Source organism: Kribbella flavida DSM 17836 (genome assembly GCF_000024345.1).
GTDB classification, from domain to species: Bacteria; Actinomycetota; Actinomycetes; order Propionibacteriales; family Kribbellaceae; genus Kribbella; species Kribbella flavida.
On sequence record NC_013729.1, the window covers coordinates 1,896,978 to 1,921,543 of the forward strand.

The window sequence follows — 24,566 nt, forward strand, 5'->3', positions numbered from 1 at the left end:
GGCGCGGGCTCGGTCAGACGAGGGTGACGCCGGCGGTGCGGAGCTCGACGAGGGCCTGCTCGGTGCTGGCCGGGGCCACCCCGGCGGTGAGACCGGTCAGCACCGTGGTGGTGAAGCCCTCGCGGTGGGCGTCCAGCGCGGTGGCGCGCACGCAGTAGTCGGTGGCGATGCCGCACACGTCGACCTCGGTGACGCCCTTGTCCCGCAACCAGCCGGCCAGTGCCTCGCCGTCCTGCGACTTGCCCTCGAAGCCCGAGTACGCCGCGGCGTACTCGCCCTTGTCGAAGATCGCGTCGAACGGCTGGGGATCCAGGTTCGGGTGGAAGCCGACGCCGTCGGTGCCGGCCACGCAGTGCCGGGGCCAGGAGTTCACGAAGTCGGGCTGGTCGGAGAAGTGGTCGCCCGGGTCGATGTGGTGGTCGCGGGTGGCGACGACGTACCCGTACTGCCGGTCGCGTGGCTCGGCCTCGTGCCACTCGTGCAGCAGCTGCCCGATCCGGAAGGCGACGTCCGCGCCGCCCGCGACGGCCAGGCTGCCGCCCTCGCAGAAGTCGTTCTGCACGTCCACCACGATCAACGCCCGCGCCATCGGGGAGCTCCTCTCGCCTGCCTCCACGGTACAAGCCCGACGTGCTCACCGGGGGGATTCACGGCTGCGGGCGCGGAGTCAGGCGACGAGTGGGCTGCCGCCGTTGACCCGGAGAATCTCGCCCTGGGTCGCCGTGGTGCGCGCGGAGCAGAGAAACATGATCGCGGCGGCCACGTCGGCCGCTTCGGGCAGGCGGCGGGCCGTGAACTGCTGGCCGAGGTGCTCGAGCGCGGCCTGCGGGATGACGCGGTGGCTGCCGTTCTCCACGGTGATTCCGGGCATCACCACGTTGACCAGGACGCCGTCCGCGCCGAGGTCGTGCTGCAGGCCGGCAACGAGGCCGTGCAGGCCCGCCTTCGCCGCGCCGTACGCCCAGGAGCCGGCGAGTCCTCGCTCCACCAGGTCGGTCGAAACCAGCACCACCCGTCCCTGCCGCGACTCGCGCAGTGACGGCGCCGCCTGCTGGACCAGGTGGAAGTTGCCTTCGAGGTTGGCCCGCAGCACCGGCAGCCACTGCTCGGCCTTGGCGTCCTCGATCCGGGTGGGCCGGTCGTGGAAGTCGGCCGCTCCCCAGTGGACCGCGTTGCCGACCAGCACATCGAGTCCACCCAGCCACTCGACCGCCGTCGCGACCGCGTCCCGCACGGACCCGGCTTCGCGAAGATCCAGCGGTACGGCGTACGCCTCGCTGCCGGCCGCCGCGATCTCGGCCAGCACCGCCTCGGCCGCCTCCTTGCGCGACTGGTACGTGATCACCACCCGCGCCCCCTCCCGTGCGAACCCGAGCGCGGCCTCTCGCCCGATTCCCGAGGACGCTCCCGTCACCAGCACCTTCGCTGCACCAAGTCCGAGGTCCATGCCACTTCCCTTCATTAGCCGACTAACCAAAAACTTAGCCGACTAATCAATGTCAGGCAACTGGTGCTGCCGTGGTGAACCGCTGGGCTGGCGTGGGCCCGGCGTGGTACTTGATGCCTAGGCCGACGAAAGGAACGTGATGGCGGAATTCTTGGTGACCGGGTCCAGTGGGCAGGTCGGGCGCCCGGCTGCGGCGGCGTTGCGGGCGAGGGGCGCCGACGTGCTCGGCCTGAGTCGCCGGGGCGGGCCCGGAGCCGTCGCCGCCGACCTGCTGACCGGACAGGGCGTGGACGAGGCCTTGAAGAGCTGCGGCACGGTGCTGCATCTTGCCGCAGGCAACAACAAGCGGGACCTGCGGCTGATCGGCAATCTGACCGCTGCGGCGAAGCGGGCCGGTGTCGGTCACGTCGTGCTCATCTCGATCGTGGGGTGCGACCGGATCCCGCTCGGCTTCTACCGGGATCGCGCCACGATCGAGCAGCTCGCGCTGGCTTCCGGCGTACCGGTGACCATCCAGCGGACCACGCAGTTCCACTCGCTGATCGACCAGCTCTTCAGCGTGCAGAAGTTCTTGCCGGTCGTGCTGGGTCCGCGCTGGCGGTTCCAGCCGATCGCCGTCGAGGAGGTCGTCACCCGGCTCGTGGAGCTGGCGGTCGGCGCGCCGCAGGGGCGGGCGGACGACATCGGCGGGCCGGCGCAGCACTCGATGCGGGAGCTGCACGCCGCCTGGAAGCAAGCGACCAGGAGTCGGCGGCCAGGGCTGATCGTGCGGCCGCCGGGCAAGCTGTCCGCGGCGTACGACGCCGGGCCGAACCTGGTGCCCGGTCCGGCGTACGGGCAGCGGACCTTCGAGCAGTACCTGCGCGAGAAGTACCGGTGAGGGATGCTGGGTGGTATGAACCCGATCTCGCCGCACGGGCTGCACCACGTCACCGCGGTGGCGACGGATCCGCAGCGCAACGTCGACTTCTACACGACGGTGCTCGGCCTGCGGCTGGTCAAGCGCACCGTCAACTTCGACCGCCCCGACACCTACCACCTGTACTACGGCGACGAGTCGGGCCGGCCGTCGACGCTGCTCACGTTCTTTCCCTGGCCGGAGGTGCCGGCCGGTCGGCAGGGCAGCGGTCTGACCACAGCGACCGCGTTCGGCATCCCGCCGGAGAGCCTCGGCTGGTGGCAGCGCCGCCTCGCCGACCACCAGGTCGACGCGGACCCGCCCGTACGGCGTACTGACGAGGAAGTGCTGGCCTTCAGGGATCCCGACGGGCTGGTGATCGAGCTGGTGGCGGCCGACGGCGACTCCCGGTCGGGGTGGGACGGCGCCTCAGGAGTTCCGGCCGAGCATGCGGTCCGGGGGCTGCACGCGATCACGATGACCGAGGCGGATCTCGGTCCGACGGCGGACTTGTTCGCGGACCTGGGGATGAGCCTGGACGCCGAGAGCGGTGACCGCGCCCGCTTCGCGATGGCCGGTGACGAGCCCGGAACGCTGGTGGACCTGGTCGCGGGCGCGGGGGAGAAGGGGCGGCAGGCCGGCGGAACCGTGCACCATGTCGCGTTCCGCGCGCCCGACCAGGAGACGCAGGCCCAGTGGCGCCTGCAGTTGATCGAGGCCGGTGCGAAGGTGACCGAGATCCTCGACCGGCAGTACTTCACCTCGATCTACTTCCGTGAGCCGGGGGGCGTGCTGCTGGAGATCGCGACGGACCAGCCGGGGTTCACCGTCGACGAGCCGTTGCTGGAGCTGGGGCGTTCGCTGAAGCTGCCGCCGTGGCTGGAGCCGACCCGGGAGCAGATCGAGAACAGTCTCCCGGCGCTGGAGCTGTCCGGCGGCTGATCCGTTGACCGCCTGCGACCGGAGTGCGACACTCCGCGAGGAGCAGGTGGACCGGGAGCGTGACAGGATTTCCGGCGTCGGTGGATGGTTCGCCACGGGGGTGGGGATGGCACGTTCGCGCGTACTGGTTCATTTTCCGAGTCGGCAGCAGGTCTGGGACGCGTCCCTGCGCCTGCAGGTCGTGCGAGCCCGGTGCTGCGACGAATGGGCGGCCGGGCACCCGGTGGACGCCGAGGTGGAGGTGTTCGGCTCCGACCACCTCGGGATGCGCCACTGGCTGCACGACCTGTGCTGGAACGCCGGCGAACTGGTCACGGTGACCTCGACCCAGTGCCAGACGGTCGAGGGATTCGCCCCCAGCCACAAGCTGAACCAGGTCCTGGTCGAGCGCGGGACCCGGATGACCAGCTTCTTCGACACCGACGCCGGGTCGGACACGATGACCGACTTCCTGATCGCGGCCGAGGACCTGCCGTACTACCTGGCCTGCGGCCCGATCCAGCTGAAGCTGCTCGACGGCGAGCGGGTCGTGGTCGAAGGGCCGGTGGTCGAGGGCCGGCGCAGTCTGATGCTGATGAGCGGGCGGGAGGCGGTGAACGCGGCCGGCCAGTACCTGCGCGCGGTGCGCGAGACCGCCGTCCGGGCCAGCGAACTGCGCGAAGCCGACGCCGACCTGACCAGCCGCCAGCAGGTGATCGCCGAACTGCTCGGCGAGGGCTGCACGGACGACCAGATCGCCGAGCGCATCGGACTCAGCGTCCGGTCGGTCCGCTACGAGGTGGCCCGCCTGCTCGACGCCCTGAACGTCCGCACCCGCTTCGCCGCCGGCGTCCGCTACGCCCGCTCCCACCCCGAAGACTGACCCCCGCCCCGCGCGTCCCTGCCCCGGGCGTCCTCCGGCGGGTCGTCCCCCGGCCGAGAACGTGGGGAGGGCGCCGGGCGTGCCGAGAGCGCCGGGCGTGGGAGGAGGCGCGGGGCTGGGGACGGCGCGCTGGTCGAGGGTCAGGCGTCGAGGTCGGTGGCGTAGGCGAGGTCTTTCTGGCGGTCCAGTTCGTCCAGGCGGGACTGCAGGGCGCTGCGGACGTTCTGGTACGCGCTGCTGCCGAGGGTGAGACGGCGCGGCGCCGGCTGCTGGTCGGCGGTGTCGATCATCGCCTGCACGAACTTCACCGGATCGCCGCTCAGCTCGAACGAGCCGTCGCTCATCGCCCGGCGGACCTGTCCGGCCGGCGTCGGCTCGTACACCTCGAGCGGGCTCCCGGTGGTCAGCCCCGGCCCGAACTCCGTCTGGGCCGGTCCCGGCTCGGCGAGGGTGAACTCGATGCCGAACCCGGCGACCTCCTGGGCGACGGCCTCGACGAAGCCCTCGATGCCCCACTTGGTGGCGTGGTAGGCGCTGAAGCCCGGGTACGCGTACTGGCCGCCCTCGGACGAGACCTGCACGATCCGCCCGCCGCCCTGGGTCCGCAGGTGCGGCAGCGCTGCGCGGATCAGCTGCATCGAGCCGATCAGGTTGGTGTCGATCTGCTGCCGAATCTGCTCGTCGGTCAGTTCCTCGGCCGCGCCGAACAGGCCGTAGCCCGCGTTGCTGACCACGACGTCGATCCGCTCGTGCGCGGTGAACGCGGCATCGACGACCCGGCGTACGGCGGCGCTGTCGGTGACGTCCAGCTCGACCACGTCCAGCCGGTCCGCGTACTGCGCCTGCAAGTCGTCGAGGGCGCCGGTCCGCCGCACGGTGGCGACGACCGTGTCGCCGCGAGCGAGCAACTTCTCGGTCATCAGCCGGCCGAAGCCGGAGGACGTGCCGGTGATGAACCAGGTCTTGCTCATGAGGGGTGACTCCTTCAGTTGGTGAGGCGCGCCAGGCCGGCGCGCGCGTAGTCGAGCACCCGGTCGACCAGGACCAGCAGTTGCTCGGGGTCGACCGCCTGAGCGCCTCGGCGTCCGGACGGTCGGGCTTCAGCCGATTCGTAGAGCTCGCGCAGGCCGGTGATCACGGTGATCCCGGTCAGTCGGGGAGCGAGCGCGTCGGCGGGCAGGCCGAGGTCGGCGGCGACACCGGCGGCGACCGCCTGCTCGTACCGGTAGTACGCCGCGCGGGCCCGGCCGCGCAGGTCCTCGTCGGCCACGATCAGCTGGGACCGCAGGGACCGGCGGCGCCAGACCTCGGCCGAGGCGCCGGTCGCGTCGAGCTCCCGCATCGTCGCCGCCATCCAGTCCCGGACCGCGTCGAGCGTCGACGTGCCGGCCGGTTTCGCCGTCAGCCACTCGGTCAGCGACTCGACGCTGAACGGGTCGTCGGCGAAAAGCAGGTCCTCCTTGGCGGGGAAGTGCAGGGTGACGGTCCGGACGGCGACGTCGCAGCGGTCGGCGATCGCGCTGATCGTGGTCTCCCGGTAGCCCTGGGTGGCGAACAACTCCAGGGCGGTGTCCCGGATCAGCTCCCGGGTCCGTTCCTTCTTCCGCTGGCGACGTGGCATCGTTTCTACCATGCCGGTAAAATTACCACGTTGGTAGTTATACATCAACGGCAGCGAGCTGGCTCGCATCGGTCGGGGTCTTCGGACCGAGGTGGTGAGACAGCCCACGTGGGCTCAGTGGCGTAGCCGACAGCTCACTGACCAGCTGTCAATACGCTGGTCGCATGGCCGACCCGCGCACCGAGCAGCCGTGACCGGCGCCGAGCACCTGATCGTCGTCGCGACGGGACTTGTCGCCGGGATGCTGACCTCGACGGTCGGCGTCGCCTCGCTGGTCAGCTTCCCGATCCTGGTCGCGCTCGGCCTCCCGCCGGTGGTGGCGAACGCGTCCAACACCGTCGGCATGATCCCGGCCGGCCTCGGCGGCTCGGTCGGCTACCGGCGGGAGCTGCGCGAGCAGCCGGGCGTGACCTGGCTGGTGGTGGTGACCTGCGCGGTCGGATCGGTCGGCGGGGCTGTTCTGCTGCTGGCGCTACCGTCCGGGGTGTTCGAGGCGATCGTGCCGTGGTTGATCCTGTTCACCTGCCTGATCGTCGGCGCGCAGCCGTGGATCTCGCGCTGGCTGCGGTCCCGCCAGCCGCACGAGGTCGCGCCGCGGACGAAGATGTCGCCGATCAGCACGGTCTTCGCCGCCCTGACCGGTGTGTACGGCGGGTACTTCGGTGCCGGCTCGGGGGTGATGATGATGGCCGTGCTGGGGCTCGGGCTCGACCTGGAACTGCGGGTGGTGACCGCGCTGAAGACCCTGGCGGTGCTGGCGGCGAACATCGTCGCCGGGCTGATCTTCGTGCTCGTCGCCGAGCTGGACTGGACCGCCATCGGCCTGCTCGCGGCGGGCTCGATCGTCGGCGGCTACGCCGGAGCCCATCTCGGGAGGTTGCTGCCGCCGACCTTGTTGCGCATCCTCATCGTGCTCGCGGGTGTCGTCGCGGCCGTGACGATGCTGAGCTGACCGCGCCGGTCAGGGAGTCGGCGGGGTGAGTGCCGCCAGCAACACCGGGTACGCCGTTTCGGCGGTGGCGCAGGCGTTCTCGACGAGTTCTTCACCGTCGGCTTCCTGCAGAACGACGGCCGTCAGTGCGACGACGCCGGACTTGGCGGCGTCGGCGATCCGCGGATCACCGCCGGACAGCGCACCGAGCGGTGTCGCGGCGCCGGCGATCGACACCACCGTGGCGATTCCGGCCAGCGAGGTGAGCAACCGGTCAAGCTCCACCTGGTCCCGCGTGGCCTCGACCTTGCGCAGCCGCTCCCGCAGCTCGTCCACCCGCGCGGTCGCTTGCCCGATCGGCCCGGCGACACCGTGCTCGGTCAGCGCGTCGACCACCTCGGACACGTCCTGCTCCGCAAGCCCCAGGAACAAAGCCACCGCTTGCAACGGTCTGTACGCCGCCCGGCCGACCCCGGCCGCCGCCTCGTCCCCGGCAACGCCCGCCTCGCCTGCGGCCGGCTCCGCTTCGCTCGCCGCGACGAGGTCGGCGATGGCGCCGGCGACGCGCTCGCGGACCTTCGGATGCTCGGCGGCCCGCAGCAGCACCACCGCGGTTGCCAGCGCGACGTCCAAGTCCGCGACCGTGCTGCGCAGTGCGCGCTCGGCGCGGATGGTGTCGCCGTCCGCGCGGGCCGCGGCGCGCTCGCGCTCGTGCTCGAACAGCCGTTGCGGCATCGGCGTCACCGGCCGGAACGCGCCGACCGGCAGCGCCGCCGTACGGTCCACCGGGGCCTTCGCGCCCGGCTCCGGCGGTGCGCCGGCCCCGTTCTGCCCAGGCAGCTTGAAGAAGTCGTCACGACGCGGACCACCAGCGGTGAAACTCACCCACCCACCCTAACGACCTCAGCACAGGCAGGGAGCGCGCTGAGCGGTGCGAGGCCGGCAAAAGGCCGAACTGGAAGATCAACCTCGCGGTTCCGCCGGTTCCGCCGCCGCCGTCGCGCGCCCGGCTTCCAGCCGGCGCCAACTGCCCCAGAAGACCAGCGCGCTGAGAGCTGAGCCGACGGTCGCCAGCGACGTCGCGCCCAGGTACAGCGGCCACTCGCTGTCGGTGACCGCTGCCCGGAAGCCCTCCCGGACAATCGGCACACCCCACAGGATGCCGGCGAGCACGAGCCCGGCCGCGGCGTACAGGCCGACCAGCACGACGAGTACCACGCGTGGCACGTACCGCCTGCCGGTGTACTCGTGCACGGCGCCGCGCCGGCTCAACCACCACGACGCCAGACACGCCAGGCCGAGCGCGACGGCGTCGGCGGCGATCGTGTCGGACAATCGGTGCCACTTGGCGGTCAGCGTGTAGGCGCCGATCCCGACAGCCCAGTTCAGGGTGAGGAACATCGCGACGCCCCGCAGGCGGTAGGGCACCACGATCAGTGCCGCGAACAGCACGGTCATCGCGATCGTGGTGTGCCCGCTAGGCAGGCTGTTGCCCTTGAAGTCGCCGGTCACGTCGACCAGCTCGGGCCGCACCAGCAGGAACCGCTTCAGCCCCTGCGTGACCACCTGGCCGGCAACGATCACGCCGACTCCGGCGATCGCGAGGTCGACGCGCCGCCGCAGCAGGCCGATCAGGCCGATCAGCAGGCAGGCGCCGATCAGCGAGTACAGGGTGATCTCGTCCAGGGCGTCGTTGGCGGCAACGTTCTCGCTGCGGTTGACGACATCGTCGGCGCCACGGAGGGCCGCGTTCTCCAGCTCTTGGCCGGGCCGCGTCCAGACGGCGAGCAGGTACGTCGCCACGAGCGCGAGCGCGCAGCTGCCGGCGATCAGCAGCCAGCGCCGAGCGGGTGCCACGATCGGACCTCCTCGGTCACCTGGGAGACGGTCGTGGGTATCAAGCTAATCGATGCCGGCCGGCCCGGCACCGGCTCACCGCACCCGGAAGCGAGAACTCCGCCGCCGTCAGGCGGCGTTCGCGGTCAGGTGGAGTCGCGGCGGACCAGGGTGGTGGGCAGGATGACCGTGGCGGGCTGCTCGCCGTTGATGACCTCGCCGAGCAGCCGGACCATCTCGCTGCTGATCCGCTCGAACGGCTGCCGCATGGTGGTCAGCGCCGGGACCAGGGTGGCGGCCAGCCAGGAGTCGTCGAAGCCGCCGACGGCCACGTCCTCGGGCACCCGGCGGCCCTGCGCGGCCAGCGTCGACAGCGCGCCGGCGGCCATCAGGTCGGACGCGACGAACACCGCGTCGATCTCGGGCCGGGCCGCCAGCAGCTCCGCCATCGCCCGCTGCCCGCCGAGCCGCGAGTAGTCGCCGTGGGCAACGAGTCCCTCGTCGAAGTCGTCGCCGAGCTCGTCGCGGTACCCCTGCAGCCGCAGTACGCCGCCCGGGGTGTCGAGCGGGCCGGTGATGGTGGCGATGTGCCGGCGGCCGGTCTCCCGCAGGTGCCGGACCATCTCCCGCGCCCCCGCGACGTCGTCGGCCGCGACGTAGCCGACCTTGCCCTCGTAGCCGAGCGGGGCGCCACACGCCACGGTCGGGACCCGCTCACGCAGCAGGGACGCGACGACCGGGTCCTCCGCGTGCGACGAGATCAGCAGCACGCCGTCGACGTGCCCGGCGGTGACGTAGTCGGTGACCCGGCGGCGCTCCTCCGGAGTACCGGCGACCATCAGCAGCAGCGGCATGTCCCGTTTCGCCAGGGCATCCGCGGCGCCGCGCAGCAAGACCGAGAAGTTCGGGTCCTCGAACAGCAGCTGGTGCGGCTCGGTGAGCAGGAACGCGACCGAGTTCGCCCGGCCGGTGACCAGGCTGCGGGCGTGCCGGTTGGCGGCGTACCCGGTGGACCGGATCGCGGCCTGGACCGCGGTGAGCGCCTCCGGCGAGACCCAGTGGCCGCCGTTGAGGACCCGGGAGACGGTGCCCCGCGAGACCCCGGCGACGGCGGCCACGTCCTTGATGGTGGGTCGCTTCCGGCCGCCGTTCTGCTCCACAGCCGATGAGTCTAGTGTCACCTCAACTCTTGACCGCGCCCGCGGCGAGATCGACCTTCCAGTACCGCTGCAGGGTGAGGAACAGCGCCAGCAACGGCACGATCGACAGCAGCGAGCCGGTGATCACCGAGGTGTAGAGACTCGGCTGCGACGCGCCCTGGTTGAGCAGGCCGGACAGGCCGACGGTCAACGGGAACAGCTTGTCGTCGCCGAGCATGATGTACGGCAGCAGGAAGTTGTTCCAGATCGCGACGAACTGGAAGAGGAACACGGTGACCAGGCCCGGAGCCATCAGCGGGGACGCGATCGACCGGAAGATCCGGAAGTCGCCCGCGCCGTCGGTGCGCGCGGCCTCGACCACGTCGTCCGGGACGGCAGCGGCCGCGTAGATTCGGGCCAGGTAGATGCCGTACGGGCTGATGATGCTCGGCAGCAGGACGGCCCAGTACGTGTTGGTCAGGCCGAGCTTGGCCAGCAGCAGGTACTGCGGAACGGCCAGCACCACGCTCGGCACGAGCACCCCGGCCAGCAGCACGTTGAAGATCGCCTGCTTCCCGGCGAACGAGTACTTCGCCAGCCCGTACCCGGCGGCGGCCGACACCAGCGTCGACAGCACGCCCCCGACGCCGGCGTACAGGGCGGTGTTCGCCATCCAGCGCCAGAACAGCCCGTCGCGGTACGCCGAGAGCTCGGCGATGTTGCCGAACAGGTGGGTCGACGGCGCGAAGGTGAAGGTGGAGAACAGCTCGCTCGCACTCTTCGACGAGGCGACCAGCACCCAGAGCACGGGCAGCAGGCAGTACGCGGCGCCGACCAGCAGGATCGCGGTGCTGACCGGGCTCGACCGGCGGGAGTGGTCGCGGCGGGTGCCCGGCGGCGCGGGCCGGGCGGTGACCGGCCGGGGTGGTGCGGTGGTGGCAGTCATCAGTTCTCCTGGCTGAAGGCGCGGTTCTGGACCAACCGCAGGAAGCCGAACGACAGCACGAAGGTCGCCACCGCGAGAACCACCGAGGTGGCCGCCGCGGAGTACAGGTCGTCGCGGGTGAACGCGTCGCGGTAAACCTTCATCAGCGGGGTCCAGGTGCTGGAGATCGTGTTGGTCAGCGGCCGCAGCGTCACCGGTTCGGCGAACACCTGCAGCGTCGCGATCAGCGAGAACACGAACGTCATGATCAGCGACGGCAGCACCACCGGCACCTTGATCCGCCAGGCGATCGACACCTCGCTGCAGCCGTCCAGCTTGGCCGCCTCGTAGATCTCGGTGGGGATCGCCTTCAGCGCGGTGTAGATGACGACCATGTTGAAGCCGACACCGCCCCAGACCGCGATGTTCGCGACCGCGTAGATCACCGAGCCGGAGCCGAGCACGCTCGGCACGTCCCAGCCCAGCTTGCCGAACACGAAGTACAGCGGGCTGACCGACGGCAGGTAGAGAAAGCCCCAGAGCAGCGACGAGATCACCGCGGGCACGGCGTACGGCAGGAAGATCGCGAGCCGGGAGAACTTCGTGGCCCGGGCGCGCGGACTGTCCAGCAGCAGGGCGAACAGCAGCGCGAGGCCGAGCATCGCCGGCACCACCAGGACGCCGTACGCCGCGACGCGCAGCACGCTCGCGGCGAAGTCCGGGTCGGTGATCGCCTTGGAGTAGTTGGACAGTCCGGCCCAGACCTCTTCCCGGGAGCCTTTGCCGAGGCCCAGCCCCCGGACCTGCACGGTCCGGAGGCTGAGGTACACGGCGTACCCGATCGGCAGGGCGAGAAAGGCGCCGAACAGCAGCACCGCCGGCGCGAGGAAGGCGTACGGCGCCACCGTGCGGCGCCGGGTACTCGGTGCGGTGGGGGAGGTGCTCACTTGACCGAGAACCCGCTGCTCTTAAGGTTGTCCAGCGTGGTCTTCTGCATCGCGCGCACCGCGGCGGTGAAGGCAGCCCTGGACCTGGACTCGGCGGCCTTGCCGAACTGGTCGGTGTAGGCGGAGTACGCGACGTTGACGTTCGGGCCGAAGGTGAAGCTGCGGGCCGTCTTGGCCGTGTCGGCGGCGACCTGGTAGAAGTCGGTCTGGTTGGCGAAGAACGCGGGCGGCGCCGAGAGGGCCGCGCTCTGGCCCGGCTGGTCGGCCGGGTAGATGCCGCTCACCTTGGCGAGCGCGTCGACGGCCTCGGGGGAGGTGTTCAGCCACTCGATGAACTTCGCCGCCTCGGCCGGGTGCTTGGACTGCGAGGTGACCGAGGTCGCCGAACCACCCCAGTTTCCGGTGGCCGGCTGGGACTTGTCCCACTGCGGCATCGGTGCCATCTGCCACTTGCCCTTGGTGGCGGCGGCGTTGCCTTCCAGGACGCCGGGCGCCCAGACGGCCGAGAGCCAGCCGACCTGGGTGCCGTTGTTCAGCGCCGCGTTCCACTCCGGCGTGTACATCGGCTTGTTGTCGATCACCCCGGACTCGACCAGACCGCCCCAGTAGTCGGCCACCTTCAGCGTCGCCTCGTCGTCGACCGAGACCGACCAGGACTCGCCGTCGATGCCCCACCAGGACGCACCGGCCTGCTGCGCCAGGCCGACGAACCAGCCCGGGTCGTTCGCGGAGAACGTGCCGAGGTACTTCTTCGGGTCGGCGGCGTGCAGCTTCTTGGCGGTCTGCGCGTACTCCTCCCAGGTGGTCGGAACCGTCAGGCCGAGCTGCTTGAAGATGTCCGCGCGGTAGTAGAACTGCATCGGCCCGGAGTCCTGCGGTACGCCGTACACGGCGTCGCTGCCCAGCGTCACCGAGTTCCACACGGTCTCGGGGAAGTGGCCGGCGACGCCCTTGTCCAGGTGCTGGGAGATGTCGGCCAGCGCGTCGGCGGAGACCAGGGTCGGGATCTTCTGGTACTCGGCCTGCATCAGGTCGGGGGCCCCGCTGCCCGCCTTGATCGCGGTCAGCAGCTTCGTCACCGCGGGGTCGCCGCCGTCCTGCTTGTTCACGGTGACCTGGATCTCGGGGTGCTTGGCGTTCCAGCCTGCCACCACCTTGTCCATGTTCGGCGCCCAGGTCCAGAACGTCAGTTCGACGTTCTCCGCGGGCCGGCCGGCGTCGGCCGCCGGACTCGCGTCGTTGCCCGAGCAGCCGGCCGCCAGCAGCAGCACGGCGCCGGCCGCGAGCGCCGCCCGCCGGAACCCTCTGTGTCCTCGCATCTGTTTCCTCCTCAGGGGAGCCCAGCCGCCCCGCTGTGCGCCGTGTGCGCTGGGCTGGACTGTGCACGTTCACAGTGAATGTCGGTTCTGCCTCTTGTCAACAGCAGGTTTCATCCTGTTTCCTGGCGATTGCCGCCAGCGATCGGGCTGTGTGCGTGCACAGAATTTGAGGAGTCTGGGTGAGTTTCACGGGTAACGGGGCCGGGCCGGCGGGCTGGCTTCCAGGCGTGTCCGCGATCAGCTACGGCGGCGACTACAACCCTGAGCAGTGGCCCGAGGAGAGCTGGCCCGGCGACATCGAGCTGATGCGGCAGGCCGGGGTCAACCTGGTCAGCATCGGGATCTTCTCCTGGGCCCTGATCGAGCCGCGGCGCGGTGAGCACGACTTCGGCTGGATGGACCGGCTGTTCGAGCTGCTGCACGCGGCCGGCATCCGGATCAGCCTCGGTACGCCGACCGCCTCGCCGCCCGCATGGTTCTTCCACGAGCACCCCGAGGCCCGGGTGGTCACCCGCGACGGAACGACGCTCGGCTTCGGCTCGCGCGGCATGGCCAGCCCGAGCTCGCCGGCGTACCGGGAGGCGAGCGTCTCGATCGCGACCGCGCTGGCACGGCGCTACGGCAACCATCCCGCGCTCGCCGTCTGGCACGTGCACAACGAGTACGGCGCGCCGGTCTCGGAGTGTTACTCCGAGCAGAGCGTCCGGGCCTTTCGGCGCTGGCTGCAGGGCCGGTACGAGTCGCTGGACGCGCTCAACGCGGCTTGGGGGACCGCGTTCTGGGGCCAGCGGTACCTCGAGTGGCAACACATCTCGGCCCCGGCGGTCTCGGCCAGCGTGGTGAACCCGGCCCAACGGCTCGACTTCGCACGCTTCACCTCCGACGCGCTGCTGCAGTGTTTCGTCGCCGAGCGGGACGCGATCCGGGCCGAGTGCCCGCAGGTCCCGATCACCACCAACTTCATGGCCGGCACCTGCGAGTCCGTCGACCTGTGGAAGTGGGCCGACGCGGTGGACATCGTTGCCAACGACCACTACCTGGTCGCGGAGGACCCGCGCAGCCACGTCGGGCTGGCGCTCTCGGCCGACCTGACCCGCTCCCTCGCGCGCGGCAAGCCGTGGATCCTGATGGAGCACTCGACGTCCGGTGTGAACTGGCAGCCGCGCAACCTGGCGAAGCGGTCCGGTGAGCTGGCCCGCAACGCGCTCACCCACTTCGGTCGGGGTGCCGACGCGGTGATGTTCTTCCAGTGGAAGGCGTCCCGCTCGGGGGCGGAGAAGTTCCACTCGGCGATGGTTCCGCACGCCGGGACCCGGAGCCGGATCTGGTCGGAGGTGTGCGCGCTCGGGGCCGGTCTCGGCACGCTGGGCGAGGTGCTCGGGTCGACGGTGTCGGCCGAGGCCGCGGTGCTGTGGGACTGGGAGTCGTTCTGGGCGCAGGACCTGGAGTGGCGGCCGAGCGAGGACCTGTCCCACCGGGAACGGGTGAACGCCTTCTACGACCGGCTGTGGCGGGACCAGCTGACCGTCGACTTCGCGCATCCGGAGGCCGACCTCGCGGCGTACAAGCTGGTGGTTGCCCCGGCCTCCTACTTGCTGACCCGGGCCGCGGCGGACAACCTGCGCAGGTACGTCGAAGGCGGCGGCACGCTGGTCGTGTCGTACTTCTCGGCGATCGTCGACGAGCACGACGCGGTGCACGACGGTGGGTTCGTCGCCCCGCTGCGCGACGTGCTGGGGCTGACCGTCGAGGAGTTCCTGCCGTTGCGGGCGGGGGAGACGGTGCGGCTCACGCCGTCGGAGGTCGTCGGTGACGTGTGGACCGACGACGTCGCGCTGGAAGGCGCCGAAGTCGTGGCGGCGTTCGAGGACGGGCCGGCGGCGGGCAAGCCGGCCATCACCCGCAACACCCTCGGCGCGGGCGCCGCCTGGTACGTGGCGACGCGGCTCGACGCCGACCAGTTGGCCGTCGTACTGGAGGGTGCGTACCGGGATGCGGGCCTCACCCCGGGCGACGGGCCGGAGGATCTCGAGCTGGTCCGCCGGCGGCACGCGGACGCCGAGTACCTGATCGCTGTGAACCACGGAACCAAGCCGGCCGACCTGCCCGTCGGCGGCACCGATCTGCTCACCGGGGAGGCGGGTGCGTCGCTGAAGGTCGAGGCCGGCGGCGTCCGTGTCCTGCGAACCGACCGACACCAGGAGCGCTGATGAGGATTTCCGCCGTACTCGCTGTCACCACCGGACTGTTGGCCGCCACGCTGGCACCGGCCGAGGCGGCTGCCGCCCGGCCCGGCAGCCTGGCGAACACGGGCTTCGAGCAAGGACTGAACGGCTGGACCGTCTCCGGCACCGCCGGTACGGCGAAGATCGAGACCGAGGGGAGGACCGGCAGTCGGCTGACCCACTGGGCAGCGGCACCGTACCGAGTGACCACACGGCAGACCGTCGAACTACCCAGCCGCGGCTGGTGGACCGTCAGTTCCTGGGGCATCTCCGGCGGAGAGCTCAACAGCTCGCGGTTGTCGGTCAGCGGATGTGGCGCGACCGTCTCGACCGTGGTCCCGGCGACCGATGCGTGGGTCCGTTCGGCCGTCTCCGTGTACGCCGGGGGCCGCAAGCGCTGCACGGTCACGCTGACAACCGCCGGTCCTGGGGGGACCTGGGCCAGCTTCGACGACGTCGCGGTCGCACCGGGCCGGGTCGCGCGCACGATCCGCGGCGGCGACCTGTCCGGGCTGGCGAAGAACGAGGACTTCGGGGCGACGTACCGGTCGGCCGACGGCAAGCCTGGTGACGCCGTGCAGATTCTCGCCCGGTCGGGCATGAACCTGGGCCGGCTGAAGGTCTGGGTCGATCCGGCCGACGGGTACAACGACAAGGCCCACGTGGTCGCCACCGCCAAGCGCATCAAGGCCGCGGGCATGAAGCTGCTGGTCGACTTCCACTACTCCGACCGCTGGACCGATCCCGGCGCGCAGGGAATTCCGGCGGCCTGGAAGGACATGACGCCCGAGCAGCTCGCCGGAGCCGTTCACCGGCACACGCGGGACGTGCTGACCGCGCTGAAGGCGGCCGGCGCCACCGCCGACCTGGTGCAGGTGGGCAACGAGATCAACCCGGGCATGCTGTGGCCCTGGGGACAGACCTGGGACGTCGACCCCGACGACGGCGTACCGGGAGCGCAGTGGGACAACCTCGCGTCGTTCCTGACCGCGGGCGCCCGGGCGGTCAAGGAGGTCGACCCGCGGACCCAGGTGCTGCTGCACCTGACGAACATCAACAACGGCATCGGCTCGCTGACCTGGTGGTTCGACGAGGTGGTCGCGCGCAAGGTGCCGTTCGACCTGATCGGCCTGTCGTACTACGGCTACTGGCACGGCACGCTGGCGGACCTGCAGAACGCGGTCACGACGTTGTCCGCGCGCTACGACAAGGACGTGCTGAACGTGGAGACGGCGTACCCGTTCACGCTCGCCGACGACAGCCCGGCGTGGGAGAACGTGATCGACCTGCCGAGCGAGCTGGTCGCGGGCTACCCGGCGACGCCGGCCGGGCAGGCGGCGCAGTTCCGGGCGGTCCAGGACGCGGTCGCGTCGGCCGAGGGCGGTCGCGGCATCGGCACGGTCTACTGGGAGCCGGCCTGGACGGCGGTCGCGGGTGCGGGCTGGGACCCGGCCGACCCGGCCGCCGGCAACGCCTGGGAGAACCAGGCCGTCTTCGACTTCTCCGGCCGGCTGCTCCCGGCGGCTCGCCACTTCGCCCCCGACCCGCGCTGACGACCGCACCCCCTGACCAGGACTTCCGGCGGGTCCTGGTCAGGGGGTGGACCGCGGGGTGGGCACTGCGCCGCAGTGTGGAAGGCTCAGAGGGCACCCGGCGGCGACGGAGGAAGCATGAAGAACTGGGCGGGCAACATCACCTTCTCGGCGGCGGAGCTGCACCGGCCGCGTTCGGTGGACGAGCTGGCGGAGCTGGTCGGCCGCAGCGAGCACGTCCGGGTGCTCGGCACTGGGCACTCGTTCAACCGGATCGCCGACACCACCGGCACGCTGGTCTCGGTGGCCGACCTGCCCAAGGTGATCGAGATCGCGCCCGACCGGCGGACGGTCCGGGTGTCCGGCGGGCTGCGGTACGGCGAGGTGACGGCGGCGCTGCAGGCCGACGGCCTGGCCCTGCACAACCTCGGGTCGCTGCCGCACATCTCGGTCGCCGGCGCCTGCTCGACCGGGACGCACGGATCCGGCGACAGCAACGGCACGCTGGCCTCGGCCGCGACCGGGATCGAGTTCGTCGCCGCCGACGGTTCACTGGTCACGCTGGACCGCCGGCACCCGGACTTCGCCGGCGCGGTCGTCGCGCTCGGCGCTCTCGGCGTCACCACCCATCTCACGCTCGCGGTCGAACCGGCGTACGAGATCAGCCAGGTCGTGTACGACGGCCTGCCGGTCGAGCGGCTCGGCACCGACTTCGACACGGTCTTCGGCAGCGCCTACAGCGTCAGCGCGTTCACCGACTGGGCCGATCCCGAGGTGATGGTCTGGCGCAAGGCGCAGCAGATCACGCTCGAGCCGGAGTGGCTGGGCGCGCGACTCGCCGACGGCCCGCGGCACCCGATCAAGGCGATGCCCGCCGACTTCGCCACCGAGCAGGGCGGCGTGCCCGGCCCGTGGAACGCGCGGCTGCCGCACTTCCGGCTGGAGTTCACGCCGTCGAACGGGGAGGAACTGCAGTCGGAGTACTTCCTGCCCCGCGAGCAGGCGGCCGCCGGCGTCGAGCGGATGCGCTCGCTCGGCGACAAGCTGGCAGCCGTCGTGCAGGTCTCCGAGGTCCGCACGATCGCCGCCGACAGGCTCTGGCTCAGCCCGAGCCAAGGCCGCGCCACCGTCGCTTTCCACTTCACCTGGATCCAGGACGAAACCGCGGTGCGCCCGGTCGTGGAAGCGATCGAGGACGCGCTGCTCCCGCTCGGCGCCCGCCCGCACTGGGGCAAGGTCTTCGCCGCCGACGCGGCCACCTTGCGCGCGTGCTACCCGCTGGTCCCCGACTTCACCACGCTGGCCGGCCGCCTCGACCCGACGGGCAAGTTCCGCAACGACTACCTGAACACCTACCTGCCGGCCCCCTGAGCACAACCCATTGACGGCGCCGGAGTCGTCGCCTACGTTTTGTCGAAACGCTTCGACGAAGCGTTTCGATGATTCGGTCGGAGGTGGCGGGTGGCGACGATGACCGACGTGGCGCGCCGGGCCGGGGTGTCGGTCAGCACGGTGTCCTACGTGCTCACCGGGACCAGGCCGATCTCCGCCGCGACGCGGGACCGGGTGCTCGAGGCGATGGCCGAGCTCGGGTACCAGCCGAACGCGCTGGCCCGCGGGCTGGCCAGCCGGCGGAGCAACATCGTCGGCCTGCTGCTGCCGCTCACCGGGCGAGGACTGGGCGCGACCGAGACCGCGTTCGTCACCGGCGCGACCGAGGCGGCGCGCAAGGCCGGGTACCACCTGATGCTGTGCCCGGTCGGCGCCGAGGACACCGACGAGCTGCGCGCGCTCGCCACCCAGCGCCTGCTCGACGGCTTCCTGGTGATGGAGGTCGGGCTGACCGACCAGCGCGTTGACCTGCTCCGCACGCTGGACACCCCGTTCGTGCTGATCGGCCGCACCGCCGACACCGGTGGGCTGGCCTGCGTCGACATCGACTTCGAGCAGACCGTCGACGACGCGGTCGCCCACCTGGTCGGGCTCGGCCACGAGACGATTGCCTACGTCAACCATTCCGGTGCCAGCCTGGCCGGTGGCTACGGCCCGGCGAAGCGGACCGAGGAAGCCTTCGAGGCGGCGCTGGAACGGCACGGCGTGACCGGCGTGATGGTGCCGACCGAGGACACCGCCAGCGGCGGCCGGGCGGCGATCCGGCAGGCCCGCGAGCGCTGCCCGGACCTGACCGGCGTCCTGGTGATGAACGAGAACGCCGCCCTGGGCATTCTCGCCGACCTGCGAGAGTCGGGGCTGGAGGTGCCGTTCGACGTCTCGCTGGTCTCGATGGTGACGTCCGAGGTGGTCGCCGACCTGGCCAGCCCTCCGCTGACCGCGATGACGTCACCCGGAACGGCGCTCGGCGCGGCCGCGACCCGGGTGCTGCTGGACCGGCTGGCCGGCGACGGTGTCGCCGGCGACCCGACGTACACCGAACTCGTGCCCTGCGTGCTGGACGTCCGGGGGACCAGCGCACGGGCCCGACGCAGGACCAACACGGCGGCCTCGCGCCGTCGTTGAGAGGTGTCCGCCGCCGCGCTGCAACGCGACGACGGACCGAGGAACCACCGGACACATCCGTCGAAGGAGTACACCCATGCGGTCTCCCCGCACCATGATCTCAATCGGGGCGGCGCTCGTGTCGCTCGCCCTGGTGCTCGCCGGTTGCGGCGGGCAGGACGACGACGCCGCGCAGAGCGGTACCGGCACCTTCAAGCTCTGGCACTACGAGAGCGCGAACGGTGCCATGGGCAAGGCCTGGGACAAGGCGATCGAGGTCTTCAAGGCCGAGCACCCGGGCGTCACGGTCGAGTTCGAGCGCAAGGCGTTCGAGCAGATCCAGCAGAACGCGTCGATGATCCTGGCCTCCGACCAGGCCCCGGACCTGATGGAGTACAACAAGGGCAACGCGACGGCCGGCCTGCTGTCGTCGAAGGGCCTGCTCACCGACCTGAGCGACGAGGTGACCGGTCGCGGCTGGGACAAGCTGCTCAGCCCCAGCCTGCAGACCACCGCCCGGTACGACGAGAAGGGCGTGATGGGGTCGGGCAGCTGGTTCGGCGTACCGAACTACGGCGAGTACGTGATGGTCTACTACAACAAGGACCTGTTCCAGCAGCACGGCGTCGCGGTGCCGAAGACGCTGGACGAGCTGACCAAGGCGATGGACACCTTCGTCGCGAAGAAGATCACGCCGCTCGGCATGGCCGGCGCGGAGTACCCGGCCGGGCAGCTGTACTACCAGCTCGCGCTGTCCAAGGCGGACCGGTCGTTCGTCGACAACTACCAGCTCTACAAGGGTCCGGTGAGCTTCGACGCCGACCCGCTGAAGTACGGCGCGGAGACGTTCCGCCAGTGGGTGGACAAGGGCTACGTCTCCCAGCGGTCGGCCAGCCTGAAGGCCGAGGACATGGGCACCGCCTTCATCGCCGGCAAGACGCCGATGATCGTCAGCGGCTCGTGGTGGTACGGGCGGTTCAGCAGTGAGATCAAGAAGTTCCAGTGGGGCACGTTCCTGTTCCCGGGCAACAAGCTGAACGCCGGCTCGTCGGGCAACCTGTGGGTGGTGCCGGAGCAGTCGAAGAACAAGAAGCTGGCCTACGACTTCATCGACATCACCATGCGGCCGGAGATCCAGACGATTCTCGGCAACAACGGCGGCGTGCCGGTGAACGCGGACCTGGCCAAGGTGACGGACCTGAAGAACAAGGAGCTGATCGCGAACTTCGCCGCGATCACCGCCGCCGACGGGCTGGCCTTCTACCCGGACTGGCCGGTGCCGGGGTACTACGACGTGCTGGTGGCCGGCGGGCAGTCGCTGATCAACGGGTCGAAGAACCCGCAGCAGGTGCTGACCGAGCTGGGCAAGGCCTACGAGCAGGGCGTGTCAGAGATCGAGAACGGCTGACCGATGCCGTCCTCCACCCTCTCCCGGGTGCAGGCGCGGCCGAGCAGGGGGTACTGGTGGTACCTCCTGCCCGGCGCGATCGCCTTCACCGTCGTGGTCGCGGTGCCGTTCGCCGCGAACATCTACCTGTCCCTGACCAAGTGGTCCGGCATCGGCGATCCCCGGTTCGTCGGGCTGGACAACTACACCCGGCTGCTGCACGACGAGGTGTTCTGGACGTCGTTCCGCAACACCGCGGCGATGGTGATCGCGATGGTGGTGGTGCCGACGCTGGCCGGGCTGGTGCTGGCGGCCACCCTGTTCGACGTGATCGGCCGCCGGTTCGGGCCGAAGGCGGCGTCGTTCCTGCGGGCCACCTTCTACCTGCCGCAGGTGCTGCCGGTGGTCGTCGCGGGCATCCTGTGGGGCTGGCTGCTGCGGCCCGACGGCGCGGTCAACGCGTTCGCCGAGGCGATCGGCCTCGGCGCGCACGACTGGCTGGGTGACCCGGGCACCGCGTTGCCGATGGTGATGCTGGTGATGATCTGGGTCCAGATCGGCTACCCGGTCGTGATCTTCATGGCCGCGCTGCAACGGGTCGACCCGGACCTGTACGAGGCGGCCGAGATCGACGGCGCGAGCTGGTGGCACCGGTTCACCGCGATCACGCTGCCGCAGATCCGGCCGGAGACGTTCGTGGTCACGCTGACCTGCACGATCGCCGCGCTCAAGGTGTTCGGCCCGGTCTGGGCGCTCACCCGGGGCGGCCCGAACAACGCGACCACGGTGCCGTCGTACTTCGCCTACAACGCGTTCTTCAACAAGCTGCAGGTCGGCTACGGCGCGGCCGTGGCGACCGCGCTCACGCTGCTGATCGTTGCCATCAGCATCGGATTTCTGAAGGCCCAGGGCCGGGTCGAGGAGGCCTCATGAGCACGCTGACGCTGGGCAGGACCCGGGCGGCACGGCGTGACCCCGACCGGTACAAGCAAGGCGCGGCGCGGTGGGTGGTGCTCGTGCTGGTGGCGTTCACCGCCGCGCTGGTGCTGGTGCCGTTCGCGGTGATGCTGATGAACGCGTTCAAGTCGCCCGCCGACTACTCCGGCAACGGGCCGCTGAGCTGGCCGGAGTCGTTCCAGCTGGACGGGTTGCGGACGTACTGGCAGCAGGTGCGGTTCGAGGGCAAGCTGCTGAACTCGATCGTGATCTCCGGCGCGGTCGCGGTGCTCGGCGTCGTGCTGTCGCTGCTGAACGCCTACGCGCTCGGCATCGGGCGGGTCCGCGGCCGGCTGTGGATCGTGGCCGCCTTCCTGCTGGCGAACATGATCCCCCAGGAGGCGCTGGTCTACCCGCTGTACGCGATGGCCAAGGCGACCGGCCTCTACAACAGCCGGCTCAGCGTGATCATCATCTTCACCGTCATCCAGAGCGCGTTCGGCACCTACCTGCTCGCCTCGGTGCTCGGCACCTTTCCCAAGGCGCTGCTCGAAGCCGCTGCGCTCGACGGCGCCGGCCGGTGGACGACGCTGTGGCGGGTGGTCGTACCGACCGTCCGGCCGACGCTCTCGGTGCTGCTGATCTTCTTCTTCATCTGGACCTGGAACGAGTTCTTCATCCCCCTGGTGATGCTCGTCGACAACAGCACCCAGACCGTGCCGCTCGCGCTCGCGTCCCTGCAGGGCGACCGGCTGATGGACGCGACCACCACGAACGCCGGCGCGCTGATCAGCCTGCTCCCGACGGTCGTGTTCTTCCTGATCTTCCAGCGCACGCTGACCCGTGGTGTCACCGTCGGCGCGGTCAAGTAGAGAGGCACTCCATGAAGTTCACAGACGGCTACTGGCAGCTGCGGCCGGGGCTGACGCGGCTGCGCCCGGCGGCGGTGGAGAGCGTCGAGGCCACCGACCGGACCCTGGTCGCCTACGCCCCCGCCAAGCAGATCGTCGGTCGAGGCGACACGCTGAACCAGCCGTTGTTCACGGTCACGCTCAGCTCGCCCGCGGCCGACGTGATCGGCGTACGGATCGAGCACCACAGCGGCGGACTGCCGCCCCGGCCGGCGTTCGCGCTGGCGGCCGACGAGGATCACCCGGTCAAGGTCGAGGTCGACGAGCAGACGGCGCGGCTGACCAGTGGCGACCTCACCGCCGTGCTCAGGCTCGACGGCCCGTGGGACCTGCGCTTCGAGCGGGACGGCCGGCCGCTGACCGACTCCGGTGCCCGCAGCATCGGGCTGATCACCGACCAGCAGGGCCGGCAGTACCTGCACGAGCAACTGGCTCTCGGGGTCGGCGAGACGGTCTACGGTCTGGGCGAGCGGTTCGGCCCGCTGGTGAAGAACGGCCAGGTGGTCGACATCTGGAACGCCGACGGCGGAACGTCCAGCGAGCAGGCGTACAAGAACGTGCCGTTCTACCTGAGCAGCGCCGGGTACGGCGTCCTGGTGGACACGCCGGCGCGGGTGTCCTTCGAGGTGGGTTCGGAGGTGGTCTCCCGCAACCAGTTCAGCGTCGAGGGGCAGGAGCTGAGCTACTACGTTTTCGGCGGCCCGGCGCCGAAGGACGTGCTGCGCCGCTACACCGCGCTGACCGGGCGGCCGGCTCGGGTCCCGGCCTGGTCGATGGGGTTGTGGCTGTCCACGTCGTTCACCACCGACTACACCGAGGCGACGACGAGCAGCTTCGTCGAAGGCATGGCGGCACGCGACCTGCCGCTCAGTGTCTTCCACTTCGACTGCTTCTGGATGCGGCAGTTCCACTGGTGCGACTTCCTCTGGGACCCGGTGGCCTTCCCGGACCCGGCCGGCATGCTGCGCCGGCTGAAGGAACGCGGCCTGCGGGTGAGCCTGTGGATCAACCCGTACATCGCGCAGCGGTCGGTGCTGTTCGAGCAGGGCCGCCGGCTGGGCTACCTGCTGAAACGCCCCGACGGCTCGGTCTGGCAGTGGGACATGTGGCAGGCCGGGATGGCGATCGTGGACTTCACCAATCCGGCGGCGACCGCCTGGTTCCGGTCCAAGCTGCAGGCGCTGCTCGACCTCGGCGTGGACTGCTTCAAGACCGACTTCGGTGAGCGGATCCCGGCCGAGGACGTGGTGTGGTTCGACGGCTCGGACCCGGGCCGGATGCACAACTACTACCCGCACCTGTACAACAAGGCCGTCTTCGACCTGCTGACCGAGCAGCGGGGCGAGGGCGACGCGGTGCTGTTCGCCCGGTCCGCCACCGTCGGCGGGCAGCAGTTCCCGGTGCACTGGGGTGGCGACTGCGAGTCGACGTTCGAGGCGATGGCCGAGTCGTTGCGTGGCGGGCTGTCGCTGGCGGCGTCCGGCTTCGGCTACTGGAGTCACGACATCGGCGGCTTCGAGGGCACGCCGGACGCCGCCGTCTTCAAGCGGTGGGTGCCGTTCGGCCTGCTCTCGTCGCACTCCCGCCTGCACGGCTCCGGCTCGTACCGGGTGCCGTGGGCCTTCGACGAGGAGGCCGTCGAGGTCCTGCGGAAGTTCACCAAGCTCAAGCTGTCGCTGATGCCCTACCTGGCGGCGGTCGCCGAGCAAGCCCACACCGCCGGTACGCCGATGATGCGGCCGATGGTGCTGGAGTTCCCGGCCGATCCGGGAGTCGCCTACCTGGAACGGCAGTACATGCTCGGACCGGACCTGCTGGTGGCGCCGGTGATGAGCACGGACGGGGAAGTCCGCTTCTACCTCCCGGAAGGCACCTGGACGCAGCTGCTGACCGGCGAACGACTGGCCGGGAGCCGCTGGGTCACCCAGACACACGGCTTCGACAGTCTGCCGGTGCTGGTGCGGGAAGGCGCTGTGATCGCGGTCGGCGCCGTGGACGATCGCCCGGACTACGACTGGGCCGACGGCGTCGAACTGCGCTGGTTCGCCCCGTCCGAGGGGCAGTCCCGGCGGGTTCGCCTGCCCGGGCCGGACGGGGAGACGGCCGCCACCATCGAGCTCACCCTGGCCGACGGCGAACCGGTCGCCCGGGTGCTCGAGGGCACCTGCGACCGGTACACCGTCACCGTCGTCTAGAGGGTGTGTCTCCCAGT

General features: G+C 70.6%; 22 protein-coding genes. 12 read left to right on the forward strand and 10 right to left on the reverse strand.

Going from position 1 to position 24,566, the window contains the following annotated elements:
* Positions 1–13: 13 nt before the first annotated feature.
* Positions 14–589, reverse strand: coding sequence for a nicotinamidase (locus KFLA_RS08900; RefSeq protein WP_012919453.1), 576 nt, complete (start codon positions 587–589; stop codon positions 14–16).
* Between the two features lie 78 nt (positions 590–667).
* Positions 668–1,447, reverse strand: coding sequence for an SDR family NAD(P)-dependent oxidoreductase (locus KFLA_RS08905; protein WP_012919454.1), 780 nt, complete (start codon positions 1,445–1,447; stop codon positions 668–670).
* 139 nt (positions 1,448–1,586) lie between these two features.
* Here KFLA_RS08905 and KFLA_RS08910 point away from each other — a divergent pair, with 139 nt between their 5' ends.
* The 3 genes from KFLA_RS08910 to KFLA_RS08920 all read left to right on the forward strand — a co-directional run bounded on the left by KFLA_RS08910 (position 1,587) and on the right by KFLA_RS08920 (position 4,149).
* Positions 1,587–2,327: an SDR family oxidoreductase gene (locus KFLA_RS08910; protein WP_012919455.1), complete on the forward strand. Its 741-nt coding sequence runs from the start codon at positions 1,587–1,589 to the stop codon at positions 2,325–2,327.
* A gap of 15 nt (positions 2,328–2,342) precedes the next feature.
* The gene (locus KFLA_RS08915; RefSeq protein ID WP_041289215.1) at positions 2,343–3,287 is read left to right on the forward strand and encodes a ring-cleaving dioxygenase; all 945 of its coding nucleotides are present in this window, start codon (positions 2,343–2,345) and stop codon (positions 3,285–3,287) included.
* Positions 3,288–3,393: 106 nt separating this feature from the next.
* Positions 3,394–4,149 carry a helix-turn-helix transcriptional regulator gene (locus KFLA_RS08920; protein ID WP_049797290.1) on the forward strand — a complete coding sequence of 252 codons (756 nt, stop codon included), beginning with the start codon at positions 3,394–3,396 and terminating at the stop codon, positions 4,147–4,149.
* Positions 4,150–4,289: 140 nt separating this feature from the next.
* On the opposite strand, the gene KFLA_RS08925 is transcribed toward KFLA_RS08920, so the two are convergent.
* A complete protein-coding gene (locus KFLA_RS08925) occupies positions 4,290–5,120 on the reverse strand; it encodes an SDR family oxidoreductase (RefSeq protein WP_012919458.1) in 831 nt (276 codons plus the stop codon).
* A gap of 14 nt (positions 5,121–5,134) precedes the next feature.
* The gene (locus KFLA_RS08930; protein WP_202797094.1) at positions 5,135–5,770 is read right to left on the reverse strand and encodes a TetR/AcrR family transcriptional regulator; all 636 of its coding nucleotides are present in this window, start codon (positions 5,768–5,770) and stop codon (positions 5,135–5,137) included.
* A 190-nt stretch (positions 5,771–5,960) separates the two neighbouring features.
* On the opposite strand from KFLA_RS08930, the gene KFLA_RS08935 reads away from it, so the two are divergent.
* The gene (locus tag KFLA_RS08935) at positions 5,961–6,722 is read left to right on the forward strand and encodes a sulfite exporter TauE/SafE family protein (RefSeq protein WP_012919460.1); all 762 of its coding nucleotides are present in this window, start codon (positions 5,961–5,963) and stop codon (positions 6,720–6,722) included.
* A 9-nt stretch (positions 6,723–6,731) separates the two neighbouring features.
* On the opposite strand, the gene KFLA_RS08940 is transcribed toward KFLA_RS08935, so the two are convergent.
* From KFLA_RS08940 to KFLA_RS08965, 6 genes are all read right to left on the reverse strand, one after another.
* Positions 6,732–7,586, reverse strand: a complete 855-nt coding sequence (locus KFLA_RS08940; protein WP_012919461.1) for a hypothetical protein — start codon at positions 7,584–7,586, stop codon at positions 6,732–6,734.
* A 78-nt stretch (positions 7,587–7,664) separates the two neighbouring features.
* Positions 7,665–8,558, reverse strand: coding sequence for a phosphatase PAP2 family protein (locus KFLA_RS08945; RefSeq protein WP_012919462.1), 894 nt, complete (start codon positions 8,556–8,558; stop codon positions 7,665–7,667).
* Between the two features lie 125 nt (positions 8,559–8,683).
* Positions 8,684–9,697 (reverse strand): LacI family DNA-binding transcriptional regulator, encoded by a 1,014-nt coding sequence (locus KFLA_RS08950; protein WP_041289217.1) that lies wholly within the window; start codon positions 9,695–9,697, stop codon positions 8,684–8,686.
* A 22-nt stretch (positions 9,698–9,719) separates the two neighbouring features.
* A complete protein-coding gene (locus KFLA_RS08955) occupies positions 9,720–10,622 on the reverse strand; it encodes a carbohydrate ABC transporter permease (RefSeq protein ID WP_012919464.1) in 903 nt (300 codons plus the stop codon).
* A complete protein-coding gene (locus tag KFLA_RS08960; protein WP_012919465.1) occupies positions 10,622–11,548 on the reverse strand; it encodes a carbohydrate ABC transporter permease in 927 nt (308 codons plus the stop codon). Before KFLA_RS08960 ends, KFLA_RS08955 begins: the two co-directional genes overlap by 1 nt.
* Entirely contained in the window at positions 11,545–12,867 is a 1,323-nt protein-coding gene (locus KFLA_RS08965; protein WP_012919466.1) for an ABC transporter substrate-binding protein, read from the reverse strand. Before KFLA_RS08965 ends, KFLA_RS08960 begins: the two co-directional genes overlap by 4 nt.
* Positions 12,868–13,046: 179 nt before the next feature.
* Here KFLA_RS08965 and KFLA_RS08970 point away from each other — a divergent pair, with 179 nt between their 5' ends.
* The 8 genes from KFLA_RS08970 to yicI all read left to right on the forward strand — a co-directional run bounded on the left by KFLA_RS08970 (position 13,047) and on the right by yicI (position 24,549).
* Positions 13,047–15,077: a beta-galactosidase gene (locus tag KFLA_RS08970; RefSeq protein WP_012919467.1), complete on the forward strand. Its 2,031-nt coding sequence runs from the start codon at positions 13,047–13,049 to the stop codon at positions 15,075–15,077.
* The gene (locus tag KFLA_RS08975; protein WP_012919468.1) at positions 15,077–16,645 is read left to right on the forward strand and encodes a glycoside hydrolase family 53 protein; all 1,569 of its coding nucleotides are present in this window, start codon (positions 15,077–15,079) and stop codon (positions 16,643–16,645) included. The genes KFLA_RS08970 and KFLA_RS08975 overlap by 1 nt, the downstream gene beginning before the upstream one ends.
* Positions 16,646–16,762: 117 nt before the next feature.
* Positions 16,763–17,995 carry an FAD-binding protein gene (locus KFLA_RS08980; RefSeq protein WP_012919469.1) on the forward strand — a complete coding sequence of 411 codons (1,233 nt, stop codon included), beginning with the start codon at positions 16,763–16,765 and terminating at the stop codon, positions 17,993–17,995.
* A 99-nt stretch (positions 17,996–18,094) separates the two neighbouring features.
* Positions 18,095–19,141: a LacI family DNA-binding transcriptional regulator gene (locus tag KFLA_RS08985; RefSeq protein WP_049797546.1), complete on the forward strand. Its 1,047-nt coding sequence runs from the start codon at positions 18,095–18,097 to the stop codon at positions 19,139–19,141.
* Positions 19,142–19,217: 76 nt separating this feature from the next.
* Positions 19,218–20,528, forward strand: coding sequence for an ABC transporter substrate-binding protein (locus tag KFLA_RS08990; RefSeq protein ID WP_012919471.1), 1,311 nt, complete (start codon positions 19,218–19,220; stop codon positions 20,526–20,528).
* Positions 20,529–20,531: 3 nt separating this feature from the next.
* Positions 20,532–21,440, forward strand: a complete 909-nt coding sequence (locus tag KFLA_RS08995) for a carbohydrate ABC transporter permease (protein ID WP_012919472.1) — start codon at positions 20,532–20,534, stop codon at positions 21,438–21,440.
* The gene (locus KFLA_RS09000) at positions 21,437–22,315 is read left to right on the forward strand and encodes a carbohydrate ABC transporter permease (RefSeq protein ID WP_012919473.1); all 879 of its coding nucleotides are present in this window, start codon (positions 21,437–21,439) and stop codon (positions 22,313–22,315) included. The genes KFLA_RS08995 and KFLA_RS09000 overlap by 4 nt, the downstream gene beginning before the upstream one ends.
* Before the next feature lie 11 nt (positions 22,316–22,326).
* Positions 22,327–24,549 carry an alpha-xylosidase gene (gene yicI, locus KFLA_RS09005; protein WP_012919474.1) on the forward strand — a complete coding sequence of 741 codons (2,223 nt, stop codon included), beginning with the start codon at positions 22,327–22,329 and terminating at the stop codon, positions 24,547–24,549.
* Positions 24,550–24,566 lie beyond the last annotated feature (17 nt).